This is a genomic window from Enterobacter cloacae complex sp. 394F7 (assembly GCF_057320385.1).
In genome coordinates, this window is sequence record NZ_JBXWCS010000001.1 from 185,308 (window position 1) to 202,618 (window position 17,311).

The 17,311-nt window shown below is 51.4% G+C and carries 16 protein-coding genes and 1 pseudogene; 12 read left to right on the forward strand and 5 right to left on the reverse strand.

All coding sequences use genetic code 11. The annotated features are described in order from the left end of the window. Nucleotides 1–5 precede the first annotated feature (5 nt). From AC2FAK_RS00950 to AC2FAK_RS00975, 6 genes and pseudogenes are all read left to right on the forward strand, one after another. A complete protein-coding gene (locus AC2FAK_RS00950) occupies nt 6–2,339 on the forward strand; it encodes a primase-helicase zinc-binding domain-containing protein (RefSeq protein ID WP_095455108.1) in 2,334 nt (777 codons plus the stop codon). Nucleotides 2,340–3,053: 714 nt separating this feature from the next. Next, nucleotides 3,054–3,359: a hypothetical protein gene (locus tag AC2FAK_RS00955; RefSeq protein ID WP_095455107.1), complete on the forward strand. Its 306-nt coding sequence runs from the start codon at nt 3,054–3,056 to the stop codon at nt 3,357–3,359. Between the two features lie 197 nt (nt 3,360–3,556). Then, on the forward strand, nt 3,557–4,984 hold the full coding sequence (locus AC2FAK_RS00960; protein ID WP_141236770.1) for a ParB N-terminal domain-containing protein: 1,428 nt from the start codon (nt 3,557–3,559) through the stop codon (nt 4,982–4,984). 70 nt (nt 4,985–5,054) lie between these two features. Beyond that, the gene (locus AC2FAK_RS00965; protein ID WP_311379595.1) at nt 5,055–5,924 is read left to right on the forward strand and encodes a DNA adenine methylase; all 870 of its coding nucleotides are present in this window, start codon (nt 5,055–5,057) and stop codon (nt 5,922–5,924) included. Between the two features lie 519 nt (nt 5,925–6,443). Then, nucleotides 6,444–7,149, forward strand: a pseudogene (locus tag AC2FAK_RS00970) (hypothetical protein). After that, complete coding sequence (locus tag AC2FAK_RS00975) at nt 7,146–7,580, forward strand: hypothetical protein (RefSeq protein ID WP_095455105.1); 435 nt, start codon at nt 7,146–7,148, stop codon at nt 7,578–7,580. The pseudogene AC2FAK_RS00970 and the gene AC2FAK_RS00975 overlap by 4 nt, the downstream one beginning before the upstream one ends. 37 nt (nt 7,581–7,617) lie before the next feature. Here the strand turns inward: AC2FAK_RS00975 and AC2FAK_RS00980 are convergent, their stop codons facing one another. Next, entirely contained in the window at nt 7,618–8,202 is a 585-nt protein-coding gene (locus tag AC2FAK_RS00980; protein WP_095455104.1) for a class I SAM-dependent methyltransferase, read from the reverse strand. Next, nucleotides 8,202–9,215: an HNH endonuclease family protein gene (locus AC2FAK_RS00985; RefSeq protein ID WP_095455103.1), complete on the reverse strand. Its 1,014-nt coding sequence runs from the start codon at nt 9,213–9,215 to the stop codon at nt 8,202–8,204. Before AC2FAK_RS00985 ends, AC2FAK_RS00980 begins: the two co-directional genes overlap by 1 nt. Nucleotides 9,216–9,662: 447 nt before the next feature. Here AC2FAK_RS00985 and AC2FAK_RS00990 point away from each other — a divergent pair, with 447 nt between their 5' ends. The 3 genes from AC2FAK_RS00990 to AC2FAK_RS01000 all read left to right on the forward strand — a co-directional run bounded on the left by AC2FAK_RS00990 (nt 9,663) and on the right by AC2FAK_RS01000 (nt 11,063). Then, nucleotides 9,663–10,130 (forward strand): SymE family type I addiction module toxin, encoded by a 468-nt coding sequence (locus tag AC2FAK_RS00990; protein ID WP_095455102.1) that lies wholly within the window; start codon nt 9,663–9,665, stop codon nt 10,128–10,130. Between the two features lie 164 nt (nt 10,131–10,294). Further along, nucleotides 10,295–10,825, forward strand: a complete 531-nt coding sequence (locus AC2FAK_RS00995) for a DUF2778 domain-containing protein (RefSeq protein WP_095455101.1) — start codon at nt 10,295–10,297, stop codon at nt 10,823–10,825. Continuing rightward, the gene (locus AC2FAK_RS01000; protein ID WP_045141658.1) at nt 10,800–11,063 is read left to right on the forward strand and encodes a hypothetical protein; all 264 of its coding nucleotides are present in this window, start codon (nt 10,800–10,802) and stop codon (nt 11,061–11,063) included. The genes AC2FAK_RS00995 and AC2FAK_RS01000 overlap by 26 nt, the downstream gene beginning before the upstream one ends. Nucleotides 11,064–11,149: 86 nt before the next feature. On the opposite strand, the gene trpS is transcribed toward AC2FAK_RS01000, so the two are convergent. Further along, nucleotides 11,150–12,151 (reverse strand): tryptophan--tRNA ligase, encoded by a 1,002-nt coding sequence (gene trpS / locus AC2FAK_RS01005; protein WP_095455100.1) that lies wholly within the window; start codon nt 12,149–12,151, stop codon nt 11,150–11,152. A 199-nt stretch (nt 12,152–12,350) separates the two neighbouring features. Between trpS and fosA the strand changes: the two genes are divergently transcribed. Further along, the gene (gene fosA / locus AC2FAK_RS01010; RefSeq protein ID WP_095455099.1) at nt 12,351–12,776 is read left to right on the forward strand and encodes a FosA/FosA2 family fosfomycin resistance glutathione transferase; all 426 of its coding nucleotides are present in this window, start codon (nt 12,351–12,353) and stop codon (nt 12,774–12,776) included. On the opposite strand, the gene AC2FAK_RS01015 is transcribed toward fosA, so the two are convergent. Continuing rightward, nucleotides 12,762–13,769 (reverse strand): LacI family DNA-binding transcriptional regulator, encoded by a 1,008-nt coding sequence (locus tag AC2FAK_RS01015; RefSeq protein WP_095455098.1) that lies wholly within the window; start codon nt 13,767–13,769, stop codon nt 12,762–12,764. The genes fosA and AC2FAK_RS01015 overlap by 15 nt on opposite strands. A 185-nt stretch (nt 13,770–13,954) precedes the next feature. Between AC2FAK_RS01015 and AC2FAK_RS01020 the strand changes: the two genes are divergently transcribed. Further along, nucleotides 13,955–15,043 (forward strand): cellulase family glycosylhydrolase, encoded by a 1,089-nt coding sequence (locus AC2FAK_RS01020; RefSeq protein WP_095455097.1) that lies wholly within the window; start codon nt 13,955–13,957, stop codon nt 15,041–15,043. Between the two features lie 50 nt (nt 15,044–15,093). After that, nucleotides 15,094–16,515, forward strand: a complete 1,422-nt coding sequence (locus tag AC2FAK_RS01025; RefSeq protein WP_095455096.1) for an MFS transporter — start codon at nt 15,094–15,096, stop codon at nt 16,513–16,515. Here AC2FAK_RS01025 and AC2FAK_RS01030 read toward each other — a convergent pair. Beyond that, a complete protein-coding gene (locus tag AC2FAK_RS01030) occupies nt 16,478–17,299 on the reverse strand; it encodes an alpha/beta fold hydrolase (RefSeq protein WP_033144516.1) in 822 nt (273 codons plus the stop codon). The two genes, AC2FAK_RS01025 and AC2FAK_RS01030, sit on opposite strands and share 38 nt — an antisense overlap. Nucleotides 17,300–17,311 lie beyond the last annotated feature (12 nt).

Consider the following 17,311-nt stretch of genomic DNA (forward strand, 5'->3'; position numbering starts at 1 on the left):
TAACGATGAAAATGAATGTAACGGAAACCGTAAAACAGGCGTGCGGCCACTGGCCGCGCATTCTCCCGGCGCTGGGGGTGAAGGTCATTAAAAACCGGCATCAGGCCTGTCCGGTGTGCGGCGGCTCTGACCGCTTCCGCTTTGATGATAAAGAGGGGCGCGGCACATGGTTCTGTAACCAGTGCGGTGCGGGTGACGGGCTTAAGCTGGTTGAGAAGGTTTTCGGTGTAAAACCGTCAGAGGCAGCCCAAAAGGTGAATGCCGTGACCGGCAACCTGCCGCCGGTTGCCCCGGAAGTGATTGCGGCCGCAGAGGCTGAAACCGAAGCTGACCGTAAAGCGGCCGCCGCGCTGGCCGTCAGACTGATGGAGAAAACCCGCACGGCCAGTGGCAACGCCTATCTGACCCGCAAGGGCTTCCCTGACCGGGAATGTCCGGTACTGTCGGTCATGCATAAAACCGGCGGCTTGACGTTCCGCGCCGGTGATGTGGTTGTCCCGCTGTATGACGATACCGGCGCACTGGTTAACCTTCAGCTTATCAATTCTGAGGGGCTCAAACGCACCCTGAAAGGCGGGGCGGTAAAAGGAGCGTGTCACACCATCGAAGGAAAAAAACAGGCCGGAAAACGCCTGTGGATAGCGGAGGGCTATGCAACCGCGCTCACCGTGCATCACCTGACCGGCGAAACCGTCATGGTGGCACTGTCGTCCGTGAACCTCCTTTCTCTGGCGAGCCTTGCCCGTCAGAAACACCCGACCTGTCAGATTGTCCTCGCTGCTGACCGAGACCTTAATGGCGATGGCCAGACAAAAGCCACCGCGGCCGCAGAAGCCTGTGAGGGCATTGTCGCCCTGCCTCCGGTGTTCGGTGACTGGAATGATGCGTTTATGCAGAATGGCGGGGAGGCCACGCGAAAAGCGATTTATGATGCCATCCGGCCACCGGTACAAAGTCCGTTCGATACCATGAGCGAGGCGGAATTTACGGCCATGAGCGCCAGCGACAAGGCTCTGCGGGTGCATGAGCATTACGGTGAAGCGCTGGCGGTGGATGCGAACGGCCAGCTCCTGTCCCGTTATGAAGCAGGGATATGGAAAGTCGTTCAGCCGTCCAGTTTCGAACGCGACGTAGCCGGGCTTTTCCAGCGCCTGCGCGCTCCGTTCTCGTCGGGGAGAATCACCTCAGTGGTGGAGACGCTGAAGCTGATTATTCCTCAGCAGGCCGCACCGGCACGCCGTCTGATTGGTTTTCGCAACGGGGTACTCGATACCCGGAGCGGCCTGTTCAGCCCACACAGCAAATCGTACTGGCTGCGCACGCTGTGCGACGTGGATTTTACTCCGCCTGTTGAGGGGGAAATGCTGGAGACTCACGCACCGAACTTCTGGCGCTGGCTCGACCGTGCTGCCGGTAGCAGACCAGAAAAACGCGACGTGATTCTGGCCGCGCTGTTTATGGTGCTGGCAAACCGCTACGACTGGCAGCTCTTTCTCGAAGTCACCGGTCCCGGCGGGAGCGGGAAAAGTATTCTGACCGAAATCGCGACCCTGCTCGCCGGGGAGGATAACGCCACGTCGGCCGACATCGACACGCTGGAAGACCCGCGCAAGCGTGCCTCCCTGATTGGTTTCTCGCTTATCCGTCTGCCTGACCAGGAAAAATGGAGCGGTGACGGTGCAGGGCTGAAGGCCATCACCGGCGGTGATGCGGTCTCGGTTGACCCGAAATACCAGAACCCGTATTCAACGCATATCCCGGCGGTGATTCTGGCCGTGAACAATAATCCGATGCGCTTCACCGACCGCAGTGGCGGTGTGTCGCGTCGCCGGGTGATTATTCATTTCCCGGAGCAGATTGCCCCGGAGGAACGCGACCCGCAGCTCAGGGATAAAATTGCGCGCGAGCTGGCTGTTATCGTGCGCCAGCTTATGCAGAAATTCAGCGACCCGATGGCCGCGCGCGCACTGCTCCAGTCGCAGCAGAATTCCGACGAGGCGCTCAGCATCAAGCGCGATGCTGACCCGACGTTTGATTTTTGCGGCTATCTGGAAATGCTGCCGCAGACCAACGGGATGTTTATGGGTAATGCCAGCATCGTCCCGCGCAATTACCGTAAATATCTTTATCACGCGTATCTGGCCTATATGGAGGCCAACGGGTACAGAAACGTGCTCAGCCTGAAAATGTTCGGGCTGGGGCTGCCCATGATGCTGAAAGAGTACGGCCTGAATTATGAGAAGCGGCACACGAAGCAGGGGATACAGACCAACCTGTCACTGAAAGAGGAAAGCTACGGCGACTGGCTGCCGAAATGCGATGACCCCGCAGCGACATAACCAACTCCAGACCGGCAACAGCCGGTCTTTTTCTTTCCGGCAATAGCCATAAGGTGAACACTCCACTGTTCACCCTTCACCGTATATTCACCCTGTATCAATATGAAATTATTGATAAAAAAGCAAAGGTGAACAGTGTGAACAGTAAAACCCAAAAAAACTTTTTACCCCCCCCGTGTATCGCCTGACCGGGCGCAGCCAGAACGAGCAAAACGAACAAAGGTGAAGAGTCGACTGTTCACCCTTCACCAACTCATCACCACTTAACTTCATGATATAAAATGAGAAATAACTGAGGTGAACAGTGTGAACAGTAAAATGCAAAAAAACTTTTTTTGTGGGCATTGAGTCCCGGTTAGGATCCGGATTTCGGATCCTAACCGAATAGGGCGTTAATCTTTAATTTGGTAGCAATATCAGATAGCTAAGTTTGATATGCTCAAAAAAATCGTTGGGGGCACAAAAGGGGGCATATTTCTTATGATTGTTGTGAATGTTATTGCATTTCAGTTGTTTAAGTTGTGATTTGAGTCCGGCCTTCGCACCAAAACGATTGTGATGTTAGACATAAAAAGCTGCCTAAAGGCGGCTTTTTTTGTTATAAAAACCCAGTTTGTTAAAATTTATGCAAGCGAAAGCCCTTTTTCGCTAGCGTCTTTAACTTGATTATTATCTTATTTATTGTGGCTATATATTTATTTATGAGAGTTATAAATGAAATTACTTAATAGTTATGAATGTAAAGATGAGGCTGAAAAAGCATTAGTACTAATAACTGGTGAAAAGAGACTTGCAAGTGAGAGAGATGGAACAGAAGTTATATATAATTTGTTTGGGGTGCCTTCTTGGGGTAATTTTTATAAGCTGGGAATGTTTGGGCTTTCAGAGTTAGAAGTAATTTTAGATGAAAATAAAAAAGGGTTTTTAATTGATTCAGGAGAATACTCTAAAATTATAACTATGCTGAAAAATATCAGTAGTATCTATGATCTTGATATTCCTGAACATTGGTTGTTATAAAGGAATGATTCATCCAATTTATGATTGTTTTATTCCACTCAATTACGGAGGGAAGTTTAAATAGCTTCCGTCAGTTTTTATACCAAAAATAGTAGGTTTTTTTGATAATGTTCAAAGTGAAAGACTTTTTTTGTTGATTTTTTATTTATTCTGTGGTAGGTGTTTGTGCTACCTTAAATAGCATAAGTGATTGATACATGGAACGAATTGATTATAGTTCATGGCAACGGCTAAGTTTATCTGTTGCTAACTTAAAATTAGATAAAATGAACCCAAGAATTCCTAGTTATGTATTTACCAGGAATCAGAAAGATATTTTTAACTATTTATTTAATAATGAAAAGATAGAGCGCTTAGCTGCAAAAATTGTAGATAAAGGATTTATAGCACATGATCCTATTTATGTAGTTAAAGAGGGTGATGCTTATATTGTTGTTGAAGGTAATAGGCGTGTTTCCGCTCTGAAATGTTTACTTGATCCTAGTATGGCCCCTTCTGCCAGTAAAAAGAGAAAATTAGAACGTCTTAAGAATAGCCTAGGTAGTGAGCTTATAGAAAAAGTAGAAGTTTATGTAGCGCCTTCTCGTCGAGCTGTAGAAAACGTGCTTTATGAATTACATGCCGAAGGCAAATTGCAATGGAGTAGGCAGCAAAAAAATAGATTCATTGCGGGTGTTGGTATAGAAGATGGTGAATCACTTGAGGATATTGCTGAGCGATTCAATGTTAAAGTTTCTGAAATTCAAGACTCTGTACAAGAGTATATCCTTGAAAGATATTTTACCGAGCTAGATTTACCTACAGATATAGAAGATAAAGCTCTAAAAGCAAAATTCCAAATGTCCACTATTTCACGATTAGTGAACAGAAAAATTTTCAAGGATAGAACTGGGTTTGAAATTATTAATGGAACCTTAACTACTACTTGTTCTAAGAGTTTCTTTAATACTTTGCTACGCCAAATTGTTACGGATATCGTAGGTCAAAAGATTAACTCTCGTATATTAAATACAGCTAAAGAGTTGGATTCTTATCTTCTAGCGAGCATGAATAAGATCGATGATGGTGAATTAAACGATAAGGTGGACTTTAATCCTGGTAAAGGGAATAACAATCCTAGTCAAGATGATGAAGGCCAGCAAAATGGTACAAAAAGAACTAGCAGAAAAGAGTTTCTTATAACTAGAAACATTAATTACCACACTGGAAGCGATAAATTGGATGTTCTTATCCAGGAGGCCCAAGGAATGCTTTTGGATACTTATAAAAACGCAGCTGCATTGTTATTAAGGTCAATAATTGAAATAGCTGTTATCCGGATTTTCGATATTCATGGCAAAAAAGAACAATGCATGAATGGAAATGGCAGAATCAAAAACTTGTCTGAGAATATCAATGCATTAGTAAAAAGGGAAGTTTGGTTTTCAGATAAAGCATATTTATCCGACTTGACACGATTTATTTCTAAAGACAGTGCAAGCTGGAATTCACTAGATTCACTTAATAGATATGCACATGGTGAATACACTCTTCCTGATCGCGAAATGCTCAAACAGCTAAGATTGATCATTACTCCTTTAATTTCTATGTGTTGTGAATCAAACCTTAACAAGGCTAAAGAATAACTTTCATATCGGTCGAGTATAGTGTATTATGTTTATAAGTATAGCTATAATTTAATACATGTAGAAAGATATGGGAAAAACATATTCACCGTTGCGTTATCCAGGGGGTAAGTCATCTACTTACCCTATGGTTTCATCAATAATCAAAGGGACTTTTACTGAACCTTGCCGGTACTATGAACCTTACGCTGGAGGAGGAGGATTAGCTCTGGCTTTACTGTTTTCTGAGGATGTCAAAGAAATACACCTTAATGACCTTGATAAATCGATCTGGTCATTATGGGATGCTATGTTAAATAATACTGATGAATTGATTAAATTAATTAATAAAACACCAATTACAATTGATGAATGGCATATACAAAAAGAAATTCAAAGCAATCGTCATAAATATGATAATTTGCAACTTGCATTCTCAACATTCTTTCTGAACAGAACTAATCGCTCTGGGATTATTCTAAAGGCTGGTGTTATCGGTGGTTTGTTACAATTAAATGAAAAGTACCCGCTTCACTGTAGATTCAATAAAGTGGATTTGATTCAGAAGATCAAAAAAATTGCATCTTTTAAGAGTAAAATCAATCTTTATAATATGGATGCTATGGCTTTTCTTCGTGAATTAGACACAAAAACAGTACATGAAAACTGTTTTTTTATAGATCCTCCTTATTTTGAAAAAGGTGCAAGTTTGTATACAAATTTCTATGAAAAAGAGGATCATGCTGAAATTGCTAAGACCATTAAATCTCTGCAAAGTAAATGGATGCTTACTTATGATAACGCTCCAGAGATCAAAGAGTTATATAATGATGAGTTTTGCTACGAATTTCATTTAAATTATAGCTTAGCAAAAAAAAGAAAAGGCACTGAGCTTTTTGTTCATAAAGGCATGAATATTCCTGATGATTTTTTAAATACCTTCTTTGAAAAGAAGGTGTAATTCGCCGATAGGATTCTTCCGGATTTAGAGACTTATTTTGTATGCCAGTAATATAATCATTGCAATGGTTCTTGATTGGGATTTTAAGAATGGCAATTTGCTTCTCGGTTAAAAATATAACAACAACCTCAGAGACCAATACCCGCATATATACTTAAAGTCTTATTGCTCCCTAATAAAATGCCCTGTATTCATTCGTACACTGCGTCAGTTCATTTGGATCCTCAAATTGACCACCACACTACTTCCATATAATATGCTCTGTTTCGAGTTCACCTAGGGTGCTATCATACTGGACTCTGGTTCCTCAGGTTGCATACTCAAAATTATAGGTTAGCAGTACTTGCTGGCTTAATAATGGATCATGAACCTAGCGCAATTGTTCGGGGAGTGATTCGTTCAGTTATTTGCTCACCAACACATATTATTTTTCGTCAAACCCTACCGTGACCTGTTATCTGGACTGTCTGATAAATCGTCTATAACATAGCCAATTAGACTACATATGGAGATGTAAGCATGAGCACCAGAAGAGAGATAAAGGATGGGGCACTCTTTGACGTTATCGACAGAGGGATCGTCTATACCGAGGCGTTAGGCTGGCTTGCTTGATATGGGACATGCCCGTGGCAATGACGTGGCAACGCTCAAACGTCAATTCGTTGAGGGAGAGCGTAGCGGAAAACCATCTTATTCCGTCATGTATCGGCAAGATATGGGCGTCTTAAAATTCAAATCGCGGCTCGGCGTCGGGAAGTTCTCTCACTGGGAAATTAAGCGTGGTCGGAGCACCGACGACATTAACAGAATCATGCTGGCGATGATGATGAACACCGCATCCAGATTCGAAGGTCTGCAAAGCCTGCGATCATTCTCGTGGTATACGGACAGCGGCTTTAGCGGTGAGGATTTGGTCTCCGATCTGTTCGGGTTCTATCGGGCAATCATTCCTGGCCGGTACGGCTACCGTCTTAAACCCGTGAGCTATGAATCAGCCGTTCGCCGCTGGGATTACTACGGCGCTATCGGTTCCCATAAAAACCATGGCTTTCGCCCGATTCTCTTTCCTGATCCTGAGGATCAGTGTGTGCGGCACCAGCCGTATACGGTCAATCTTCCGCATTTTATGACGTGGCTTCGGCCGTGGGACGATTTCGCATCCGGAGTGGTGAAGGTCATTACAAATGATGGAACATCGCTCTCATTCATGGGAGCTAAGCTATGAAAATCCTTTTAAAAGTCCTGAAGTGGTGTGCACTCTCGGTTGCCACCGTCTTTATCCTTGGATGGCTGTTTGTCTGGCTCGTGGCATCGGGTTCGGATGAAACGACGGTTTACACCGAAAATGACTTTTTCCACTACCATACGCTGACTGACAAGGATATTGAAAACGCTCCGCGTGTAACGGACGACTACTATTTCGAGGCGCATCCCGGCGATGGTTATGCCCCTTCAAATAGCATCTTTTTTAAAGGGGCTACCGGGGCTGCACCGTTGCGTGCGTATCTCGAAACGCTGGGATACACGAAGGAAAAGCGTCGCCTGGGGGATAAGGAAATCTGGTCAAAACCCGATCAGGCAAAAGGGGATATTTTTTATCTGTACTTTAATGCCGCTACGGGTGACGTTGAGCTGACCAAGGTGATGAATTACTGAACTCACTTACTCCATGTCGATTAGCACCGCCTGATGCTCAAGCGGCGTTTTTTCGTAATATCCCATTCAACCATCTCTCATCCCTGTCAGGGCGGTTATCCTGAGTCGCCCACAGAGATGCTATCTCTATTCCCGGAACCTCCTTCACCAACTCCCGCAGCCCCTCTTCATCCAGATCCGTAAACCGTCTTTCACCCTGCACCCGCTCACCGTTGCCATACTTAAAGGACACGTACCAGACGCCGCCAGGTTTAAGCGCATCCGCAAGCTTCTGCATCACGGCAGGTAACTCAGAAGAGGGGACATGCAGCAATGATGCACAGCACCAGATCCCATCGTACTGCGCTTTACCGGCGATCTCTGAAAACGTCATCAACTGCACGGGTAACCCGGTATGTTGCTTTGCCAGCTCCACCATCGCGGAAGAGGCATCAAAAGCATCCACCTGATAACCCATCTCATGAAAGGTTTTTGCGTCCCGGCCAGAACCGCAGCCCGCATCCAGAACCCGTGCGCCGTGAGCCAGATGTTGGGTGAAGGCCTCGTAAAGCGGGGTCATATCGACATTGACCGTGCCATCGAAGAAATCCTGTGCGTGGTTCTGATAGTAGTGAAGTGTCATTAAAACGTTGCCTCGCCTTCCGCGTTGGGTTTCCAGGTATGGATAAGCTTGTCCAGCGCGGCCTGCCAGTTACGCTGAAGAAAGCTTCTCCGTGCTTCAGGACGCTGCCCTGTCTGTAGAACAATCGTCTCATGTAACGGCAGTTTGCTCTGAATAAAATACTCATTGCGGGTGTGTAACCGCTGCAGGAGCCTGAGCTCGGGAATGCGTGCAGATTTGCCTTCAACGCCACGGTTACAGCACCGACAGGCCAGCACTAAGTTCCATACGCCGTTAATATTGCTCACTTCTTTTCGGGCAGCCCAGGGAATAAAGTGGTCGACGTCCGCCAGTTCTGCGTCTCCCGGTACCAGACTGATGGGTCTGAAGCAGTAAAAACACCGTCCTTTCTGGTAACCATTCAGGCTGTCGCGACAGCTGGTGATGTCTACGCGACGCGCATTTACCCTTGTAAAGAGCAGCTGATTATCTTCGTCGAACTCCACGCCCACAAGGTTACGTGAAATCCCCATCGACCATGCCTGTTCCACCAGGTTCCAGCGGGCATTTGTTTCAAAGGCGAGGTTTTTATACTGCAGACGTTCGCCAAGTAAAAAGAAGTTATCCGTCAGGCGGATCCCGTTGTTGGTTTTGCGCTCATCAAGGAAAAAACGTTTATCGATCTCGCCCTGGTTCACGTAGTGAAAGGCATCAATCACGTTGTTAAAGCCAAGGCGCACCGTCGCTTCAATGAGCTGAGCGTGGGTGATTTCACCTCTGTTGAACTTCAGGCAGGTTTCCAGAAATTGACTGCTGCGTGAGGTGATCTGTTTTGGCGCATGCTTCAGGTGCTCGCAAAGATAGCGGCTGAACGGCACGGCAAGCTGGTCGAGCGTAATCAAATCGCTGCCCGTCTTATCCACTTCATACAACGCTGACGCCAGCGCGAACTTGTAAGATGCGACGTTCCTTCCAAAGAGGATCACACCACGCCAGTAGTTCTCAAGCGTCGGATCGGCCTGATAAAATTCCATCGATGAAGTCCTGTTTCGGTTGGCTGGGCAGGGCGTTACTAAAGCCTGTAACAGGATCACATAACAAAATCAGGGTGATGTAAATCGTTAATCTATCGGTTTGATGAATTTTTGAGAGGTCTGAGAGGATGTTATCGGGACAACCGATACGGCATTAGCGCAGGTTTATAAACGAACAGATATCTGGAAGAGGTGAGTTGAACAGGTTTCCAGCCGAAGCGTTGTCATTTCTCGAATTAAAACCGTATTTCCTGAATCCCCCTCGCAAATTCCAAATTTCCCCAATCCAAAACCGCTGTATTTATATTCAGCCCTGTATAATGAGCACCAGAAATTACGCCGAACGGCAAAGGAAGTATCAAAGAGAATTTAACCGAGAATTCGCGATATGAAGGTGCTGCAACACCCCCATACCGCTAACCACAACCAACTATAAGGGAGTTGAAAATGGCTGCGACGAATTTTAAGCCAGAGTTTACTGTTTGCAAAACAGAATCAGACGCTTTCACCGGCATGATTGAAAACCGCGAGCTGGTACGCAAAAACAGCGCCCGCCGTCTGCACGGCAACCAGCCCAACGCGGCGCCAGTCCATCCCCGTGCGGAAACGCCGCAGGACAGTGCCGCCTGTTGTGAACTGTATGCGCGCATAGACATGAAATACCTTCTTCTGGGCGGCGACTGGTTAACCCGTGCAGGCTTTATCAACGGTATGCCCGTGAAAATCCGTGCTATGAAAGACTGCATTGTGATTACGCCACAGCATACAAGAGAATTATGGGGGTGCCTGGAAGGGATGAGTGTGGTGAATATAAATAAGCAGAAAGTCGCGCAGTGGTTAAAAACGTTTCCGGGCGCGTTGAATGATACGGGAGATATACCTATGGTGAAGCGCGGAAATGGTCTGGCTGAATAATAATATCTTAATTCTCCCTTCATTATTCCTGTAAAAGGGTAAATTAATACGGACATGAATACGCATGTCCGTATTTTTCCTTTTTTAAATGAATTATCTAACTCTGCTGGTGCACTCAATAAATCAGTTGTAACATTCTCCGCAAAGCGACAGGGAGGATTGCTATGCAGATTTGTAGGATGGATTATAATAATGTCTCCGCCGATGGAAGAAAGCTGAAACTACACGTCTATGGCGTTGGGACATTTCCCGTTTTTTCAGGGATAGAACCCGTAACCAATATTGCTGAGTGTGCCTTTATCAGGAATGCTGCATTACCGGTGGGTACGTACTGGATCGTTGATGCACCGGAAGGCAGTATTGCTAATCGGGTTGAGCGGTTTGTAAAAGACTTCAAGAACGGGACCGACCATTCTGAATGGTTCGGCTTGTTTAATGCTTCGACCATGGCTGATAACGTATTTGTGAATGGGGTCGACAGAGGCTCATTTCGACTTCATCCATTGAGGCCGAATGGTGAGGGAGAGTCGTGGGGATGCATAACGTTCTATAATATCCCTGATTTTCAACTGGTCAGACAATCTTTGCTTGCACGTAAGAAGATTCGTGTTCCTGGTGGTAAAGGGTTGATGGCATATGGACGTATTGATGTGACAGGAAGGGCTGATTATGCTTCATGCAAAGTTAAAAAATAATATCCTGATTGGTCTGGCATGCCTCATTGCTTCCTTCTTTATCGTCCTGTTTCCTCTGGGAGGCTTGCTCGATTACTTATCTCACGCCAGCAATGATTTTTTAAATCGCACCGGTTTGGGGTTTGCTGATGGTGAAGCAGACCCATCATTCCTGTGGGTGTTGGGGGGGATGATGGTCGTCGTTACCGTACTACTGATGATCATCATCAGAAAGATATGCAACCTGAAGCAGGGATGAAATATTTCATAGCCGCTTTCTAAAACAATCAAGCGGCGTCATGCCAATCCCACACTCCGCCGCCCAACCTCAGTCAACTCACCTCATCAAAACACTGGCACCCCCAGCCCAACCTTCACCTCCCTCAACGTCCCTTGCGTCACCCCCTGCGTCCGTTCGGTCCCGCGCTTCAGCATCGCCATCAGCTCCCCCTTATCCCGCATATACATCGCCCTCCGCTCCCGCATTGGCGCAATCAGTTCCTGCAGGCACGCCTCCAGTTCGTTCTTGCACGCCCGGTCACCCAGCCCGCCCGCCTGGTAATGCGCCTTCATCGCCGCCACTTTCTCCTTGTCCGGATGAAACGCGTCGAGGTACGTAAACACCACGTTCCCCTCAATCTGCCCCGGGTCGCTCACCTTCAGGTGGTTCGGGTCGGTGTACATGGCGCTGACCGCACGGTGAATAGTCTCTTCGCTGGCCGAAAGGTGCAGCGTGTTGCCGAGCGATTTCGACATCTTGGCGCTGCCGTCGATGCCGGGCAGGCGGCTGGTGTCGCTCAGCATCGCCTTACAGTGGCGCAGCACCGGAGCGGGTAGCAGGCTGTTCATCTTGTGCACAATCTCGTTGGTCTGCTCAATCATCGGCAGCTGGTCGTCGCCGACGGGCACGCACTCGGCCTTAAACGCGGTGATGTCCGCCGCCTGGCTGATGGGATAGGCCATAAACCCGACCGGCAGCGAGCGGGCAAAACCCTTCTGCGCAATCTCGTTTTTCACCGTCGGGTTACGCTCCACGCGGGCGACGGTGACGATGTTCATATACAGCATCGTCAGCTCGGCGAGGGCGGGCAGGGCAGACTGCAGGCAGATCGTGGTCAGGTTCGGATCGATGCCCGCGGCGAGGTAGTCGGCCAGCACTTCGGGGATGTTGTCGCGGATCTTCTGCGGGTTGCTGCCGTTGTCGGTCAGCCCCTGCAGGTCGGCAATCAGCACAAACTGGCTGTGCGTTTGCTGGAGCGCCACGCGCTGGCGCAGCGATCCGACGAAGTGGCCGAGGTGCAGCGGGCCGGTTGGGCGGTCGCCGGTGAGGATGGTGGGTGCGTTCATAAAGACTCCTTAATGTGCAGTTGCCGAAAGGGGTCTTAGAAAAGTGAAAGCCGCCTTTCGGCGGCTATCTGAAAATGGGGAAAACAACTCCGTGCCGCCTTTAAGAAGGCAGCCACCAGCGGTTTACGGTGAGCACGGCGTGGTTTATGTTCATGCTTTTACCGTACCACGTCCGGCGCGAAAAACAAAAGGGCACGTCATGCTGCAATCTCTCAACCATTTGACCCTCGCGGTCAGCGACCTGCAAAAAAGCGTCACCTTCTGGCACGAGCTGCTGGGGCTTGCGCTGCACGCCCGCTGGAATACCGGGGCCTATCTCACCTGCGGCGATCTGTGGGTCTGCCTGTCGTACGACGAGGCGCGCCAGTACGTGCCGCCGCAGGAGAGCGACTACACCCACTATGCGTTTACCGTGGCGGAAGCGGATTTTGAACCGTTCTCGCAAAGGCTCGAGCAGGCGGGCGTCACCGTCTGGAAGCAGAACAAAAGCGAGGGGGCGTCGTTCTATTTTCTCGACCCGGACGGGCACAAGCTGGAGCTGCACGTGGGCAGCCTCGCCGCGCGGCTGGCGGCGTGTCGCGAGAAGCCCTATGCGGGCATGGTGTTTACCTCAGACGGGGCTTGAGGCGCGCGCCTTCAGCCTGCCCGCCAGCGTCACGTGCGTGGCGGCATCTTCCTGATTGCACAGGTACTCCACCGCCAGCCGTCCCAGCTCGCTGTAGGGCAGCTGGATACTGGTCAGCGGTGGGGTGAGCTGCTCGGAGATCTTCTGGTCGTCGTAACCCGCCAGCAGCATATCCTGCGGGATGCGCACGCCGTTCACCGCCAGCGCCTGATAGCAGCCAATCGCCAGCCAGTCGCTGGCGCAGAAGATGGCGTCAGGGCGCTCGGCCAGTTCCAGCAAGGAGGTGGTGGCGGTAAAGGACTCGCTGAACTGCCAGTTGGTCTGGCGCACCAGGCCGTCGTCGCACGCGAGTCCGGCCTGCTGCAGCGCCGCCTGGTAGCCTGCCAGACGCTGGCGGGAGGCCTCCATCCAGCTCTCCCCGGTGATGTGGGCGATGCGCGTGGCCCCGCAGGCGATGAGATGTTTTGTCACCTGGAAGGCGTTGGCGTAGTCGTCCGGGATAAACGACGGCAGCAGCGGCGAGCCGGGGTCGCGCTGGTTAAGCAGCACCAGCGGGATGCGGGTGCAGTCCTGGAACGCCGTCATGTCCACCAGCGTGGTGACCGGAGAGGCGAGAATAATCCCGATGCAGTTGCGTTTCTCCAGCTGGCGGATGATGTTCAGCGCCAGCTCGATGTCGTCGCCGTAGTCGTAGACGGTGAGCAGCGTCTCGTTGCGCCACGCGGCTTCCCGCGCCTGGCTGATGGCGTCGATAAACGGGTCGAAGCTCTGCATGGAGCTCACCAGCAGGGCGATCTCTTCCTGGTTGCGCGGGGCGTGAACGGCGGGGAGGCGGTCGTAGCCGAGCTCGGTGGCCACGTTAATCACCCGCTGGCGGGTGTCGTCGCTGAGCTTGATGTTGCGGGACTGGTTAAGCACCAGCGATACCGTCGCCTGCGACACCCCTGCCGCCCGCGCAATATCGTTCATCGTCACTTTCGTTTTTCGCTTCATCCGTCCTCTCCCTTTCGCGATTTCGCATCATACCCTAACCGCACGCTTTAGCGCCGTCGATCACGTTTCTCATTCATCGAAGCGTGAACTTTGTGAGGGCCGTCGCTTTTCTAAACGCCGTGATTTGCGCATTTATCCCGCAACTAATATTTATTAGCTAAATATTATCAGTAAGAGGACACGTAATGAAAGAGCAGTGGAGCAGGGAGCAGGCACAGGCGTGGTATCAGCAAAAAGGCTGGCTGTGCGGGTTTAACTATCTGCCGTCGACGGCGGTGAACTGGACCGATATCTGGCAGGAAGAGACCTTCGATGCCGCAACCATCGAGCGCGAGCTGGGCTGGGCGGCGGAGGCGGGTTATAACACCCTGCGCATCAACCTGCCGTTTATCGTCTGGGAGCACGACCGCGACGGGCTGATGGCGCGCATCGACCGCTTTTTGACGATTGCCGACAGTCGCGGCTTCAGCACCATGCTGACCCTGATGGACGACTGCGGTTTCTCCGGCGACGAGCCGTACCTCGGCCCGCAAAAGCCGCCGGTACCGGGCAAGCACAACAGCCAGGCGGCGGCGAGCCCGGGGCGCGACAAGGTGTGCGATCCCGACTGCTGGGCAAACATTGAACGCTATATCCGCGACGTTGTCCGCCAGTTCCGCGACGATAAGCGCGTGCTGCTGTGGGATCTCTATAACGAGCCGGGCAACCGCGGCATTTTCGCGACGGGCACGCAGGAGGTGCAGTACGACGCGAAGCTGGAGACCTGCGCGCACGAGTTGATGAAGCTGGCGTTCCAGTGGGTGCGTGAAGAAGACCCGACCCAGCCGCTCACCGTCTGCGCGTGGCGTCTGCCGCCGGAAGAGGAGGGCGAGACGTTCTTCCAGCATCCGCTGGACCAGACCGCACTGGTACTCTCGGACGTGGTGAGCTTCCACGCCTACACCCACACCGGCCGTATGACGGCGATTATCCAGCAGCTGCAACAGCTCGGTCGACCGCTGTTCTGCACCGAATGGCTGGCGCGCCACGTGGGCAGCACGATGGAAGAGCAGCTTCCGCTGATGTATGCGGCGAAGGTCGCGCCGTACCAGTGGGGGCTGGTGCGCGGCAAAACCCAGACGTGGCTGCCGTGGCCGGTGGTGATGAAAGAGCCCACGGACTACTGCCGCCTCTGGTTCCACGACGTGTTCGAGGAGAACGGCATTCCGTTCTCACGCCGTGAAATCGCCCTGATGCAGCAGCTGCGCAAGATCGCCCCGCAGGCGCAGGGCTAATAATATCGACCCGGCGGCCGACCGCCGGGCAACCAGGCAGGCATATAACAATGGCAACGACAATGAAAATACCGTCTCGCGAGTTGTGGTCTTATTTTGGCTATGGTTTAGGTCAGTGTTTTAGCTTTGGTTTAGTGGGCTCGTTTATTAACTATTTTTACACCGACGTGCTGGGGATCTCGGCGCTGGCGGCGAGTACCATCTTCCTGATTGCCCGCGCGTGGGACGCGGTTCACGATCCGCTGTTTGCCAGCATCATGGATACCATTAACAGTCGGTTCGGCAAGTTTCGCCACTTTTTGCTGATCGCGCCGCTGCTGATCACCGGCGTCACGCTGCTGTCGTTCTATAAAATCGAAGCAGACATGACCACCAAAATCCTCTACGCCGGGGTGACGTATATCCTGTGGGGGACGCTGTATGCCATCTCCGATATCCCGTTCTGGTCGATGTCGTCGGTGATGACCAACGACTCCGCCCAGCGCACCCGCGCGGTGACGGCGGCGATGCTTGGGGTGAACGCGGGCATTGCCTGCGCCAACATCTTCTTCCCGAAGCTGGCGGTGTTCTTCGCACAGTACAGCAATGACAAAGGCTACTTTATGGCGGCGCTGGTGATGATGCTGGTGGGCCTGCCGCTGATGCTTAACGGCTTTATGCAGATCAAAGAGCGCGTGCCGCCGAGCCCGGAAAAGGTGACCATCCGCGACACCTTCCACAACCTGCGCCAGAACAAGCCGCTGTTTATCGTCCTGCTGTCGTTCTTCTTCTGCGTGTTCCACAATGTGGCGGGCGGTCTGTATATCTACTTCTTTATCAATAATCTGGGCGACGGCAGCCTGCAGATGGCGATTGGCGTGATGGGGATTGTGGCGGCGGTGCTGTGCCTGGTCGCCCCGATGCTGACGCGCCGGATGCAGAAGCGGAAGCTGTTTATGATCCTCTGCGGGCTGGACGTGGCGGTGCGCGTGGTGATGTGGTTCATCGGCTATCAGCAGGTGACGATGCTGTTTATTCTGCTCGGCCTGAGCACGCTGTTCGTGATGATGACCAACATCCTCACCTCGTCGATGATTGCCGACACCATCGAGTACGCGGAGTACCACACCCACAAGCGCTGCGCGGCGATCACCTTCTCCGGGCAGACCTTTACCGGCAAGATGTCGGTGGCAGTGGGCGGTGGGCTCATCGGCGTGTTTCTGACGATGATCGGTTACGTGCCGCAGGCGCAACTCCAGAGCCAAGGCGTGCTGTCGGGACTGTTCTTCGGGATTTGTTTGTTACCGGCGATTGGCTCGTTGATCCGCATGGGCTTTATGTCGCGCTTTACCTTTACCGAGGAGAAGCATGCGGAGATTTGTCGGCTGCTGGCGGAGCGGAACGCGTCTGCGAAAGCGCCGGGTGGCGGCTGCGCCTTACCCGGCCTACAGAAAATTACAGCGACTTCACAAACGCCAGCAGATCTTCGTTGAGCTGGTCCTGGTGGGTCAGCGCGAAGCCGTGCGGCGCGTTGTCGTACACCTTCAGCGTGGCGTTTTTGATCATCTCCGCCGCCAGCTTGCCGGTGCTTTCAAACGGCACGATCTGGTCGTTGCTGCCGTGAATCACCAGCGTCGGCACGTCGATTTTCGCCATATCCGGGCGGAAATCGGTTTCGCCGAACGCGGTCACGCAGTCGATGGTGCCCTTCAGTGACGCCAGCAGGGCGATGTTCAGCGTCTGGGTCAGGGCACCGGCAGAGACGGTCTGCCCGGCATTGATGCCGTAGAACGGGGTGGCGAAGTCGCTGATGAACTGGGCGCGATCTTTACGCAGGCCGTCGCGAATGCCGTCGAACACGCTCTGATCCACACCCTGCGGGAAGGAGTCGGATTTACCGAAGATCGGCGTGACCGCGCCCAGCAGCGCCAGACCGGCCACGCGTGCGCTGCCGTAGTTATTGATGTAGCGGGTCACATCGCCGCCGCCCATGGAGAAGCCCACCAGCGTCACGTCCTGCAGGTCCAGGGTGGTGATCAGGTCGTTGATGTCGGACGCGAAGGTGTCGTAGTCGTAGCCGTTCCACGGCTGATCCGAGCGGCCAAAGCCGCGACGGTCAAAGGCGATGGCGCGAAAGCCGCGCTCGGCCAGGTAGTTCAACTGGCTGTCCCACATGTCGCCGTCCAGCGGCCAGCCGTGGCTGAAGAGAACCGGTTTGCCCGCGCCGCCGTCTTTGTAGTAAATCTGCGTGCCGTCTTTTGCCTTAAACGTTGCCATAGTGTGTTCCTG